We start from the raw sequence: 12,662 nt of genomic DNA, 5'->3' as shown, positions 1-12,662 counted from the left end.
CGCGCAGGGTCTGGCCCAGATCGGAGCCCTCGATGAGCTCCATATCGATGTAGAGGCGGCCGTCGAGTTCGCCGAAGGAGTGGATGGGACACACGTGCGGGCCGCGCAGGCGCGCCGCCAGCCGGGCTTCCCGCTCGAACCGCCGCCGGTAGTCCTCGTCGCCGGCCAGCTCGACGGGCAGGAGTTTGAGCGCCACCTCTCGTTCGAGGTGCGTGTCCTGGGCGAGCCACACCTGACCCATGCCGCCCCGGCCCAGCAACTTGACGAGTCGATAGTGGCCGAGTTTGCCGTCCCCCGGCACCTGTCCTCCCCAATGCTCGAGTGCGAGGTGCTCAGCATACGGCGACATGGCTCGGAACGGCACCGGGCCGAACCCCCGCTTAATTAACCAAGAATTCGCTATCTCGCGGCGCGGTGCCTTTGCCCGAGCCACCTGTTTCGAGCAGCATCCGAGCGCATGGCGACGAATCGGTTGAATCCGCCCGGCGACATTCCCGACACCGGGATCCCCGCAGCGCTGACCGGGTCCATGACCATGGCCGAGCAGTACGAGTGGCATCGCGGGTATCTGCGCAAACGGCCTGTGTCACGGCGCAATTTCTTGCGGGGTTCGGCCGCGGCCGCCGCGGTGGCCGCGGCGGGGGTGTCGCCGTTCGCCGAGCGCGCCTACGCCGAGGACGCGCAACTGGGCGTGGCCGGTCGGCATGTCGGGTTCGGTGGGGATGCGGCGAGTCAACTGCGGTTCAGTGCGCAACTTTCGCGCAATCCCAATGGGACCAAGGTGTTTCTCGATCACGGGCCCACGCCGCTGCTGGGCGGGACCGTCGAGGCGGAGGTGCGGAATCTGGTGACGCGGATTCCGTCGAGTGATGGCGGGGTGCTCGCGGCCGAACAGTTCTATGTGCACGCGCCGGTGGACGGGTTGCCGGGGCGGATGCCGCATTTCTATCGGTGGCGGACCGGGGACGGGTTCAGCGGTGATATTCGCGCGGCGTCCACGGCCATGCCGAGCGTGCGGAATGCGGTGCTGCCGTTCCGGTTCACGATGATGGGCGATCAGGGGACCGACGAGACTCCCACGCAGCCTCCGGGTCTGGTTCCCGGTGAATACGATGACCGCTACTACAAGCCCGACAACGATCCGGCGGCCCCGCACGCGGCCAACATCATGCGTCAGATCGACGCCTGCAAGCCGGATTTCCATGTTCTGGCGGGTGATATCGCCTATGCCGACCCGTCCGGCGCGGGCAAGCCGCCGCGGTTCGTCGCCTCCGGCGGCACGCTGCCCGACGGGTTCGACAAGTTCAATCCGTACGTCTGGGACGTGTATCTGGGCGCGATCGAATCCAGCGCCTCGGTCACACCGTGGATGTTCGCGACCGGCAACCACGACATGGAGGCCGCCTACGACACCCACGGCTACGGCGGGCACATGGCGCGGCTCGACCTGCCGGGCAACGGGCCCGCGGGCTGCCCGTCGGTCTACTCCTTCACCTACGGCAATGTCGCGGTGCTGTCCCTGGACGCCAATGACATCTCCTTCGAGATCAAGGCCAATACCGGCTATTCGGGCGGCGGCCAGAACGGTTGGGTGGAGCGGACTCTCGCGGCCTACCGCGCCGATCCGAACATCGACTTCCTGATCTGTTTCTTCCACCATTGCGCCTACTCCACCACCGATTCCCACGCCAGTGACGGCGGCGTGCGCGACGCCTGGTGCGCGCTGTTCGACCGGTACCAGGTGGATCTGGTGCTGCAGGGACACAATCACATCTTCGAGCGCACCGACCCCATCCGCGGCAATGCGGCCACAAAGGTGGCGGGCGACAATTCGATCGTCTACCCCGAGACCGACGGCACCGTCTACTACACGGTCGGTGGTGGCGGCCGCCCCCGCTACGGCTTCCAGCCCGGATCGCCGGAGACCTACCGCGGCCACGAGGTCGCCGACACCACCGTCCCGAACAGCTTCGTGTGGACGCCGGACGGCGGGAAGCAGCCGGAGGTCGCGCCGTGGTCGCGGGTGCGGTTCCGCAACTACTCGTTCATCCGTGTGGACGTGCGGCCCGGGTTCTTCGCCAGCGAGATGGATGTGGTCGCGGTGGACGAGTACGGGCGCGAATTCGATCGGGTGACCTATCGCAGGCAGGTGCGCGGCTGAGGTAGTCGAGCCGGACCGGGAATTCCGGCTTGACCGGCGCTCCCCGGTGCGGTCGAATTCACCTCGCAGCACAGCGTTTCCATCCACCGAGGAGCACCCGTGGCCAGCTCAGAGCCCGCCGATACTTTCGACCTGTGGGACCGGGACGGTGACGGGCTCATCTCCGCCGACGACATCCTGGCCGGGATCACCGCCCTGGGCCTGGAGATCGATGCCGAGGCGGTGGAGCGGCTGGTCGCGGCCGCCGACACCGACGGCGACTGGATGGTCTCGCGCGCCGAGTTCGAGGCGGCGCGGCTGGGGCGTGATCCCGAGATCACCGATGCCGACGCGGCTTTCGAGACCTTCGACGTCAATCACAACGAGCTCATCGAGCTCGACGAGCTGGAGTCGCTGCTGCGCACCTGCCCGGGCCTGTCCGACGAATCGGCCGAAACCCTGCTGGTGGCCGCCGATCTCGACGGCGACGGATTCCTCTCGCGCGCCGAGTTCGCGGCCCTGCTGTCCCGGCTCGCGCAGTAGCGAGCCGGATCCGATTGCGGCCGTTCAGATCTCCTGCAGTTTGCGCTTGAGCACCTTGCCGGTGGGATTGCGCGGCAGCTCGTCCAGGAACACCACCTCGCGCGGCACCTTGTAGCGGGCCAGATTCGACTTCACGAAGTCCCGGACCTGCTCCTCGGTGAAGGTGTGGCCGTCGTGGACGACCACGAAGGCCTTGAGCCGCGCACCGAACTGCTCGTCGGGCACGCCGAGGACGGCGGCCTCGCGCACCGCCGGATGCGTGTAGAGCAGCTCCTCGACCTCCACGGGGAAGACGTTCTCGCCGCCCGAGACGATCATGTCGTCATCGCGGCCGTCGATGAAAAGCCTTCCGGCACGGTCGAAGTGGCCGACATCCCCGGAGGACATGAGGCCGCGGATGATCTCCTTGTGGCCGCCGCCGGTATAGCCCTGGAACTGGATGGAATTGCCGACGAAGATGCGGCCGGTCGCGCCGTTGGGTACCGCGCGGCCCTGCTCGTCGAGGATCTCCACCCGCGCGCCCAGCACCGGCCGGCCCACGCAACCGGGCTCCTCGGCCAGATCCTCGGGGGTGGCGATGGTGGCGTAGGCGACCTCGGTCGACCCGTAGAGGTTGTAGACCACCGGCCCGAACGCGGCGGTCACCTCCCGGCAGAGCTGCGCGCCCAGCTGCGAACCGGCCACGAAGATGATGCGCAGCGCCGACAGGTCGTGCCCGGTCAGCGCGCGGCCGCCCAGGTCCATCATGCGATTGAGCATGACCGGCACCACGATCACGGTGGTCGCCCGATGCTCGGCCATGGAGTCGATCGCGGCCTGCGGGTCGAAGCGGCGGCGGATCACCAGGGTGGAGCCGAAGCCGAGAGTCAGCATGGCGCAGGCGAATCCGAGCGTGTGGAACATGGGGGCGCAGCATTCGGTCACCTCGTTCACCCGGAACGGGACCTTGGACAGCAGACCGCCCAGGGACAGCAGCGATTTCGGCTCCGCGCGCGGGGCGCCCTTCGGGGTGCCGGTGGTGCCGCTGGTGAGCAGGATGATCCGCGGTTCCGCGCCGGGTGCGGGCGGGGCGTCGGAAGACGCCGTGGCGATGAGGAATTCGAGGCTGTCCTCGCGCGGCTCGTCGGTCCAGGCCCGGTAGCTGCCGCGCCGCGGGTGCACCTCGTCGAGCATGTGGGCGTACTCGTCGTCGTAGACGAGCAGGTCGGTGCCCTCGCGGGTGGCGACATCGCGGATCTGCGGGCCCGCGAAATCGGTGTTCAGCAGAATGATCTTGGCGCCGCACTTGGCGGCCGCGAAGACGGCGTCGATGAGCCCGCGATGGTTGCGGGCCAGGATGGCCACGCCCTCACGGGGTTTCAGCCCGCGCTCGCGCCAGGCATTGGCCAGCCGATTGGACCGGTCCTCGAGTTCGGCGAAGGTCAGCTCCCCCAGCTCGTCGATGACCGCCGTCCGCGCGCCGTACCGGGCCGCCGACAACCGCAGCCCCGCGGCGAGCGTCCCGTACCGCAGCATGGCCGTGGCCGCCGACAACAACACCGCCGGCGATTCGACCCGGGCCAGTCCCGCCCCCACCGCCAGCCGCGCCGATTCCGCCTCCAGATAGGCCCGCTCCCCCAGCGACCTGATCAACCCGAGCGTCATGCGCACCCCGATTCCAACACCCCGGACCTCCTCGTCCACCCCTGCATTGCGGGCATCCGCCCTCAAACTAACGGTACGGACCCGCCCCCGCGACCGGAACCGTCCGCCGTCCCACGGGTTGGTCCCTTTTCGACCATGACCCGTCCCCTTTTGACCTCGCCGACCACCCCCACCAGCGCCGACGATCTATCCCATGACAACGATCACCGACCCCGCCGCCCTCCCAGCGCTTTTCGAGGCCCGCCTCAACGCCGGGGACATCGAAGGCGTCCTGTCCCTCTTCACCCCCGACGCCACCATGCGCACCACCACCGGCGCCATCATCTCCGGCCGCGACGCCCTCCACCACGAAATCTCCGGCACGGTCGCCGCGCAGGGCCGTCTCACCAATGTCCCCCGCCACATCCTCGACGGCGGCGACACGGCCCTGCTCGTCACCGACTGGACCATGGAGATCACCACTCCCGACGGCACCCGCATCGCCCCCACCGGCACCACCGCGAACGTCGCCCGCCGACTCCCCACCGGCGAATGGGGCTTCGCCGTCCTCAACCCCCTCGGCACCGCCTGACCCGTGGTTCAGGCGGGCAAGGCGGCTCGGGCGGCGAAGGTGGAGGCGGCGAAGACCATGGGGCCCGCCCATTTGTCGGGGCCGTCGCCTACGGCGAGGTGGGAGGCCGCCGCGCCGCCATAGATGAAGAAGAGGCCGGCGTAGGCCCATTCCTTGGTGCGGGGGTGGCCGGGGGTGAGGATGGCGGCCAAGGCAGCCACTTTGGCTGCGCCGAGGATGGTGGCGAAGTAGTCGGGGTAGCCGAGTTTGTCGAAGACGTCGCGGACGTAGGGGATTCGGGCGAGGTCCCAGTAGGAGCCGACAGCGGTTTCGGCTACGACGGCGGTGGCGGGGAGCCATTTGGCCAGCTTCGCGAATTGCGTTCCACGTGAACGGATTGTCGAGTTGACGGTCATTTGGGTTGCTCCTGATATCGGGTTACGAAGAGTGATCGGTGGGGCCTCAAGCCACGCGCGCGCTGGACGCGCTCCGGGCGGCGCGGTGCAATACCGCTGCGAGGCGGGCGTTTTCGGGGGCGTTGAAGGCGAAGGCGGCGCGGCGGCGGGTGTAGCCGTAGGTGAGGCCGGTGTGCGGGTCGGCGAAGCCGTCGGACCCCGCGGAGCCGGTGTGGCCGAAGGCGTGGACGCCGAGGAAGGGGTGGATCAGGCCCTTCGCTTCGAAACCCAGCGCGTACGGTGCGTTGTCGCCGCGCACGAGATCGGTGCCGCCGGAATGGATCTCGGAGATCACGGCGATGGTGTCCAGGGAGAGCAGCGGCGGGCGGTCGTCGAGGCCGGAGATCGCGGCCGCGTACATCGCCGCCAGGCCGCGCGCACTGCCGACCCCGCCCGCCGAGGCCTGACCGAGCCGCCGCAATCGCGGATCGTTGGGCAGCGCCATGACATCGGCGGGGGTGAAGCCGCGGGCATTCAGGTTGTAGGCGATGCCCGGGATGCTATGCGCCGCCGGGGAATTCGCCGCGAACGCGGCCTCGGCCGCCGGATCCGCCCGCCACGGCAGGATGGGGAGGTATCGGGCGTCCAGCGTTTCGGGCAGGCCGAGGTACACGTCCAGGTCGTACGGGGCCCGGATGCACTCCTCGAACAGGTCCTGGGTGGTGCTGCCGGTGATCGCGCGCACCACCTGGCCGATGATGGCGTAGGTGACGAACCCGCCGTAGCCCTGCGCGGTGCCGGGTGCGAAGTAGGGTCGCTGTCCCACCAGGCGTTCCGCGATGACCTGGTCGTCGGCCAGGTCGGCGACGGTGAATCCGCCGTCCGCGCCGAGCACGCCGGAGCGATGCACCAGCACGTCCCGCACGGTGATGCGGTCCTTGCCCGCCGCCGCGAACCGCGGCCAGTACTCGGCCACCGGCCGATCGACGTCGAGCTCGTCGTCCTGGATCAGCAGCGCCACCACCAGTCCGGCCGCGCCCTTGGTCGAGGAGTGCAGCCCGGTCAGCGTCGTGCCGGTGACTTCCGGTCCGGCCCACAGGTCCACCACCTTCCGCCCGCGCAGGTACGCCGCGAGCTGCGCGCCGGACTGTCCGTCCTCCTCCGCCACCACCGCGGCGAAGGCCGCGCGCACCTCCTCGAACCCGTCGGCGACGGTGCCTTGTATCCCGTTCACAGTGCAGTCCTTTCGGATCGTGTTCTGCTGCACTGACGTACGACAGCGGGAAAAGGTGACTCCGACCGGCGGATGTCACCATTTCCGCGCGCGCTTCGTCATCGATGGGGGACACATCGACGACGGAGGATTCGCGTGGACGACGCTCAGTACCTGGCGGACCGGTTCGAAGAGCACCGCACCCATCTGCGGGCGGTCGCGTACCGGATGCTCGGTTCGGTCACCGATGCCGACGATGCGGTGCAGGAGGCGTGGCTGCGGCTGTCCCGCGCCGCCACCGGCGAGATCGGGAACCTGGGCGGCTGGCTCACCACGGTGGTCGGCCGGGTCTGCCTGGATGTGCTGCGGACACGCAAGATCCGGCCCGAGGAGCCGCTGGAGGCGGCGCATCTGCCCGACCCGATCGTCTCCAGCACCGCCGCCCCGGATCCGGAACAGGAAGCGCTGCTGGCGGATTCGGTCGGGCTGGGCCTGCTCATCGTGCTCGAGACGCTGAGTCCGGCCGAGCGGCTGTCCTTCGTGCTGCACGACATGTTCGCCATGCCCTACGAGCAGATCGCGCCCATCGTGGACCGCACCCCGCAGACCGCGAAAAAGCTTGCCAGCCAAGCCCGTCGCCGGGTCCAGGGCGGCGTCCCGACGCCGGAGCCGGACCGGGTCCGGCAGCGCCGCGTGGTGGATGCCTTCCTGGCGGCGGCCCGCGAGGGCGACTTCGAGGAATTGCTGACCATCCTCGATCCGGAGGTGGTGTTGCGGGCGGATTCCGGCACCATGCAGCTGGTGCGCGGGGCCACCGCGGTGGCGAGCCTGGCCGAGACGTTCCGGCGCATGGCCGCCTTGTGCGTCGGCTATCCGGCGATCGTCAACGGCGGCGCGGGGATGGTGAATACCGCTGACGGCGAACCGTTCTCGATCATGAGCTTCACGGTGGTCGACGATCGCATCGCCGCCATCGATATCTTCTCCGACCGGGAGCGACTGGCCCGCCTCGACCTGTCGGCCGTGCTGGTCTGAGGTGATGACGCGCGAACCGCGCCGCCCGAATGCGGGCGACGCGGTTCGAGTGAGCTCGGGACGTGCCGCTCAGGACAGCGTGACGACGGTCAGCGAGCCGTCGGCGTACTGCGCGCGCAGCCGCTTCTTGTCGAACTTGCCGACACTGGTCTTCGGCACCTCGTCGATGAAGGTCCAGTGTTCGGGCAGCTGCCACTTGGCGAATTTGGGCGCCAGGAAGTCGCGCAGCTCTTCGGGTTTCGCCTCCGAGCCCGCGGCCAGCACGATGGCGACCAGCGGCCGCTCGTCCCACTTCTCGTCCGGGACACCGATGACGGCGGCCTCGGCCACGGCCGGATGACCCATGACGGCGTTCTCCAGATCCACCGAGGAGATCCACTCGCCGCCGGACTTGATGACGTCCTTGGAGCGGTCGACCAGGGTGAGGTAGCCGTTGGGGCTGATCTTGCCGACATCGCCGGTGCGCAGCCAGCCGTCGTGGAACTTGTCCGGATCGACCTCGCCGCCCGACGGCGAATAGTAGGAGCCGGTGATCCAGGGCCCCTTGACCTCCAACTCGCCCAGCGATTCTCCGTCGTTCGGGACGACGGTGCCGTCGTCGCCGACCAGGCGGGCCTGCACCCCGGCCGGGAAGCGGCCCTGGGTGTAGCGGTAGGCCCACGCCTCGTCGCCCTCGGCGCCTGCGGGCGGGTGCGCGACCGAGCCCAGCGGGGAGGTCTCGGTCATGCCCCAGGCGTGCAGCAGCTTGACCTGGTGGCGCTCCTCGAAGGCGCGCATCATCGACGGCGGCACCGCCGCGCCGCCGACCACGCAGGTACGCAGGTACGAAATGTCCTGCGGCTGAGCCTGCAACGCGGCCAGCACGCCGCCCCAGATGGTCGGCACGGCCGCGGCGAAGGTCGGCTTCACGGCGGCCATCATCTCCAGCAGCGGTGCGGGCTGCAGGAAGCGGTCGGGCATGAGCACATTCGCGCCCGACATGAGCGCGGCGTACGGGATGCCCCAGGCGTTGGCGTGGAACAGCGGCACGATGGCCAGCACATTGTCCGCGGCGGTGAAGCCCATGCCGTTGGGCGAGATCACCTGCATGGCGTGCAGCCAGTTGGAGCGGTGGGAGTAGACGACGCCCTTCGGGTCGCCGGTGGTGCCGGAGGTGTAGCACATGCCCGCGGCCGAACGCTCGTCGATGACCGGGAAGTCATAGGTGTCGGGCTGGGCGGCAAGCAGTTCCGCGTAGGAGTGCACGGTCACGCCCTCGGGCGCGGTCAGCGCTGCGGCGTCGCCATTGGCGACGATGACGTGGCGCACCGTCTTCAGATTCGGCAGGTACTGGGCGAACATCGGCACCAGCGAGCCGTCCACGATGACCACCTGGTCCTCGGCGTGGTTGGCCACATACACCAACTGCTCGGGGAACAGTCGGATGTTCAACGCGTGCAGCACCGCGCCCATGGCGGGCACGGCGATGTAGGCGACCATGTGCTCGTTGTTGTTCCACATGAACGTGCCGACCCGGTCGCCGACGCCGATACCCAGGTCACGCAGGGCATTGGCGAGGCGGGCGGCGTCCTGGCCGATCTCGCGATAGGTCTGGGTGCGCACGCCGTCGCCGGTCCAGGTGGAGACGTGGCTGTCGCCCTGGAAGGTGGAGGCGTAGCGCAGCAGTGTCGCGAGTGACAGCTGCTCATCCTGCATGGTGCTCAACATTTCCCAACCGCTCCTTGCATGTACCTACTGGGGAGTGAACTGAGTCACTTGCGGCGAGCCTAGCCGAATTCGGACACCGTCGAATCTGCTCCCGCGTGCGGCATGGAACTAGACCACTGGTTTCGCAAGATACGGGTAACTCACCGGGTACGTCCAAAATCGGTGACGCTCCCCACCGCCGGCACGGGTGCGAGATCGGTGACGGCTCTCAGCCGCCCGCTGAAGCCGCGGAGAGGCGGGGCAGGCTGCGGACGACGAACCCCACCCTCGTCGTCCGCAGCCCGGGGGCCGACCCGCCGCCGCCCAACACGGCGACGGTCCGGCATCGCGGTCCCGATCAGCGTTCGGCGTGCTACGACACCCCCTGCGGCGACGCAGAATAGCCAATCACTAACCAGGACAAGCAAATTGAAGCAAAGACTTCCGTGAATATATTGAGTGGGACACCGGGCTGTCCAGTCGAGGACAAGGTCGCAGGTCAGGCCACGCTCACTGACCCGGACAGCGCGCTGTGAGGGCGGTAACCGGGCGCTTACTTGTCCGGAAGCGGGGCCAACATACGGCGCGTGGCCGAAAATACCGATTCACTGTCCGGCGATGTCTTCGGGACCAGCCAGAACGCGCCCTACCGTTGCTGATATGCAGCGAGAGCCGTCCGTTCTGATCATCGGCGCCGGGTTCGCCGGACTGGGCATGGCGCTGGAATTGCGGCGCCACGGCCTGAACAACTTCACCATTCTGGAGAAGGCCGCCGACCTGGGCGGCGTCTGGCGCGAGAACACCTATCCGGGCGCGGCCTGCGATGTGCCGTCACCGCTGTACTCGTGGTCGTTCGAGCCGAAAACCGATTGGCCGCGCCGGTTCTCGGAGCAGCGCGACATCCACGCGTACATGCGCGCGGTCGCCGAGAAGTACGACCTGCCCGCCAAGATCGAGTTCGGCACCGAGGTGGTGGACGCGGAATTCGATGAGCAGGGCGGCATCTGGAAGGTGCGGACTACCGACGGCGTCACGCACGTGGCGGACGTGCTCATTCCCGCGGTCGGGCAGCTCTCCCGCCCGGCCATGCCCAATCTGCCCGGCATCGACACCTTCACCGGTGCGGCGTTCCACTCGGCCGAATGGGATCACTCGGTGGATCTCACCGGCAAGCGGGTGGCCTGCATCGGCACGGGAGCCAGTGCGATTCAATACATTCCGCGGATCCAGCCGCAGGTCGAGCACCTCACCCTTTTCCAGCGGTCGGCCGCCTGGGTGCTGCCCAAGTTCGACACCGAGTACACCGGACTGCATCACGCGCTGTTCAAGTACGTGCCGGGGACGCGGCTGGCCGAGCGGTTCGCCATCTGGTCCTTCTTCGAGGTGCTGGCCCTGGCGCTCACCGATATTCCGGCTATGAAGGCGCCGGTGATCGCCATCGCCGACCGGCACCGCGAGAAGCAGGTGCCCGATGATGCCTTGCGCGCCAAGCTGACTCCCGACTACGCGGCGGGCTGCAAGCGCGGGCTGTTCTCCAACGAGTACTTCCCGGCGCTGGCCCAGACCAATGTGAGTGTGGAGACGACGGCCATCGAGGCGGTGACGCCCAACGGAATTCGCACCGCCGACGGGGTGGAGCATCCGGTCGACGTGATCGTCTACGGGACCGGATTCAAGGGGACCGAATTCCTCGCGCCCATGAATATCTATGGGCTGCAGGGGCGCAAGCTCGCCGACGAGTGGTCGCCGGAGGGGGCACGGGCGTTCCTCGGGATGTCGGTGCCGGGCTTCCCCAACCTGTTCATGATGTACGGGCCCAACACCAATGTGGGGTCGGGTTCGATCATCTACATGCTGGAGTCGCAGGCCCGCTATATCCGGCAGGTGGTCGAGTACCTGGGCGCGCGGCCGGGGCGTTTCCTGGCCGCGAAGACCGATGCGGAGCAGAACTGGGACGACTGGCTGCAGCGGCGGTTGAAGGACACACCGTGGAATTTCTGCTCGAGCTGGTACCGCAACGCGTCGGGTCGGATCACCAACAACTGGCCGGGGGCGACGGTGCTGTTCCGTTGGAAGACAAGCAGGTTCGCGGCATCGGACTATGACGAGGGGCAGGCCGCGCGGCGGTAGCGGCTCGGCGGGCCGGTCGGCGGCCTTGACTCTCCCCGGCCACTGTCTGAGACTGTTCTCAGTCCGGCGTTAGATCGTCTGGGACGCAGGCGGCACCGCCGGGTACGAACCCTCGGAGGTCCCGATGCCGCTGACCACCGCCGCCATCCCGGTCGAATCCCTGGCCGAGCGCACCGGCCGCTGGGCCCGGGAATGCCTCGAATGGTCGAAGGTTCCCTTCCTGCCCTCCGGTGAGCGGGTCGGCCGGGTCTACGACATCGTCGGGCCGCGCAATCTGTTCGGCGAGGACTCGCTGTTCATCAATCTCGGCTACTGGCGCGAGCACCCCACCACTCTCGACGAGGCCAGTCGCGACCTGGCGCGTCTGGTGGCGCGCGAGGCCGAGCTGGGGCCCGGCGACGTGCAGCTCGACGTCGGATTCGGTTACGGCGACCAAGATTTCCTGTGGGCCACCGAATTCGGCCCGAAGCAGATCATCGGCGTGAACGTCGCCGTCGAGCAGATCGAGATCGCCACCCGCCGTGCCGCCGAGCTGGGCCTGTCCGACCGCATCCGCTTCGAATACGGCTCCGCGGTCGACCTGCCCCGCCCCGACGCCTCCTGCACCAAGGTCACCGCCCTGGAATCCGCCTTCCACTTCCCTTCCTACGCACGCTTTTTCGCCGAGGCGTACCGCGTCCTGGAGCCCGGCGGCCGACTCGTCACCGCCGACATCACCGTCCGCAACGACCAGCGCCGCTACCGAAAGCTGCTCACCACAGCCGGTTTCACCGACGTCACCACCTACTCCATCCGCCGCGACGTCTACCCGCCCCTGGCCCGCCACCTCGGCAAGCGCCTGCGCGATCCGGACATGCGCCGCGTCAATCCCGTCCTCCGCGCCACCTTCAGCCGCCCCGGCCTGCTCGCCTGGGGCCCGTGGGCCGACTACATCATCGCCATCGCGACAAAGGCATAGCCGCCAAGGCATAGATCGAAGCTATGGCCGCATAGAAAATAGGTGTCTACCTGGGCCACCGCCCCGACCGCAGACTGAACTCATGATCAGCCAACGCCGCCGCCCCAACTTCCCCGAGTGGCTCGGCTACACCGTCGGCCGTCCCCTCCCCGCCGACCTTCGTGACTGGGTCCTCCACGACCTCACCGGAAAGCATGCCTACGCAAGGCATCTCACCCGCGGCATGATCCCCTTCCTCCCCATCTTCGCGGTATTCCTCCTGGCCTTCCCAGGCCCCTTCTGGATCCGCGCCGCCATGACCCTCCTCTCCCTGATCTTGGCCCTCTTCTACTGCGCCGCCTACATGGCCCCCAACCGAGCCCACCGCC

The 12,662-nt window shown here is 68.3% G+C and carries 11 protein-coding genes and 1 pseudogene; 7 read left to right on the top strand and 5 right to left on the bottom strand.

What is annotated here, in order from left to right; all coding sequences use genetic code 11:
• Positions 1 to 241: pseudogene (locus tag ACAM49_RS34040) on the bottom strand (serine/threonine protein kinase); the annotation flags it as partial.
• A 216-nt stretch (positions 242 to 457) separates the two neighbouring features.
• Between ACAM49_RS34040 and ACAM49_RS34035 the strand changes: the two are divergent.
• Both ACAM49_RS34035 and ACAM49_RS34030 read left to right on the top strand, forming a co-directional pair.
• Positions 458 to 2,161 (top strand): metallophosphoesterase, encoded by a 1,704-nt coding sequence (locus ACAM49_RS34035; RefSeq protein WP_369639655.1) that lies wholly within the window; start codon positions 458 to 460, stop codon positions 2,159 to 2,161.
• A gap of 99 nt (positions 2,162 to 2,260) precedes the next feature.
• Positions 2,261 to 2,683 (top strand): EF-hand domain-containing protein, encoded by a 423-nt coding sequence (locus ACAM49_RS34030; protein ID WP_369639654.1) that lies wholly within the window; start codon positions 2,261 to 2,263, stop codon positions 2,681 to 2,683.
• A 24-nt stretch (positions 2,684 to 2,707) separates the two neighbouring features.
• On the opposite strand, the gene ACAM49_RS34025 is transcribed toward ACAM49_RS34030, so the two are convergent.
• Positions 2,708 to 4,327: an acyl-CoA synthetase gene (locus tag ACAM49_RS34025; RefSeq protein ID WP_369639653.1), complete on the bottom strand. Its 1,620-nt coding sequence runs from the start codon at positions 4,325 to 4,327 to the stop codon at positions 2,708 to 2,710.
• A 193-nt stretch (positions 4,328 to 4,520) separates the two neighbouring features.
• On the opposite strand from ACAM49_RS34025, the gene ACAM49_RS34020 reads away from it, so the two are divergent.
• Positions 4,521 to 4,898 (top strand): SgcJ/EcaC family oxidoreductase, encoded by a 378-nt coding sequence (locus tag ACAM49_RS34020; protein ID WP_369639652.1) that lies wholly within the window; start codon positions 4,521 to 4,523, stop codon positions 4,896 to 4,898.
• 8 nt (positions 4,899 to 4,906) lie between these two features.
• Here ACAM49_RS34020 and ACAM49_RS34015 read toward each other — a convergent pair whose 3' ends face one another.
• Both ACAM49_RS34015 and ACAM49_RS34010 read right to left on the bottom strand, forming a co-directional pair.
• Complete coding sequence (locus tag ACAM49_RS34015) at positions 4,907 to 5,293, bottom strand: DoxX family protein (RefSeq protein WP_369639651.1); 387 nt, start codon at positions 5,291 to 5,293, stop codon at positions 4,907 to 4,909.
• 46 nt (positions 5,294 to 5,339) lie between these two features.
• Positions 5,340 to 6,506, bottom strand: coding sequence for a serine hydrolase domain-containing protein (locus ACAM49_RS34010; RefSeq protein WP_369639650.1), 1,167 nt, complete (start codon positions 6,504 to 6,506; stop codon positions 5,340 to 5,342).
• A gap of 135 nt (positions 6,507 to 6,641) precedes the next feature.
• On the opposite strand from ACAM49_RS34010, the gene ACAM49_RS34005 reads away from it, so the two are divergent.
• Positions 6,642 to 7,520: a sigma-70 family RNA polymerase sigma factor gene (locus tag ACAM49_RS34005; protein WP_369639649.1), complete on the top strand. Its 879-nt coding sequence runs from the start codon at positions 6,642 to 6,644 to the stop codon at positions 7,518 to 7,520.
• A gap of 69 nt (positions 7,521 to 7,589) precedes the next feature.
• Here the strand turns inward: ACAM49_RS34005 and ACAM49_RS34000 are convergent, their stop codons facing one another.
• Entirely contained in the window at positions 7,590 to 9,227 is a 1,638-nt protein-coding gene (locus ACAM49_RS34000; RefSeq protein ID WP_369639648.1) for a long-chain fatty acid--CoA ligase, read from the bottom strand.
• Between the two features lie 639 nt (positions 9,228 to 9,866).
• Here ACAM49_RS34000 and ACAM49_RS33995 point away from each other — a divergent pair.
• The 3 genes from ACAM49_RS33995 to ACAM49_RS33985 all read left to right on the top strand — a co-directional run.
• Positions 9,867 to 11,336: a flavin-containing monooxygenase gene (locus tag ACAM49_RS33995; protein WP_369639647.1), complete on the top strand. Its 1,470-nt coding sequence runs from the start codon at positions 9,867 to 9,869 to the stop codon at positions 11,334 to 11,336.
• A 124-nt stretch (positions 11,337 to 11,460) separates the two neighbouring features.
• Positions 11,461 to 12,294, top strand: a complete 834-nt coding sequence (locus ACAM49_RS33990; protein ID WP_369639646.1) for a cyclopropane-fatty-acyl-phospholipid synthase family protein — start codon at positions 11,461 to 11,463, stop codon at positions 12,292 to 12,294.
• An 82-nt stretch (positions 12,295 to 12,376) separates the two neighbouring features.
• Positions 12,377 to 12,662, top strand: a 286-nt coding sequence (locus ACAM49_RS33985; RefSeq protein ID WP_369639645.1) for a DUF5313 family protein, incomplete at its 3' end; no start/stop codon positions are given.

Origin of the sequence: Nocardia sp. JMUB6875 (assembly GCF_041154655.1) — a bacterium.
GTDB lineage: Bacteria > Actinomycetota > Actinomycetes > Mycobacteriales > Mycobacteriaceae > Nocardia.
This window is presented reverse-complemented; position numbering and strand designations above follow the sequence as displayed.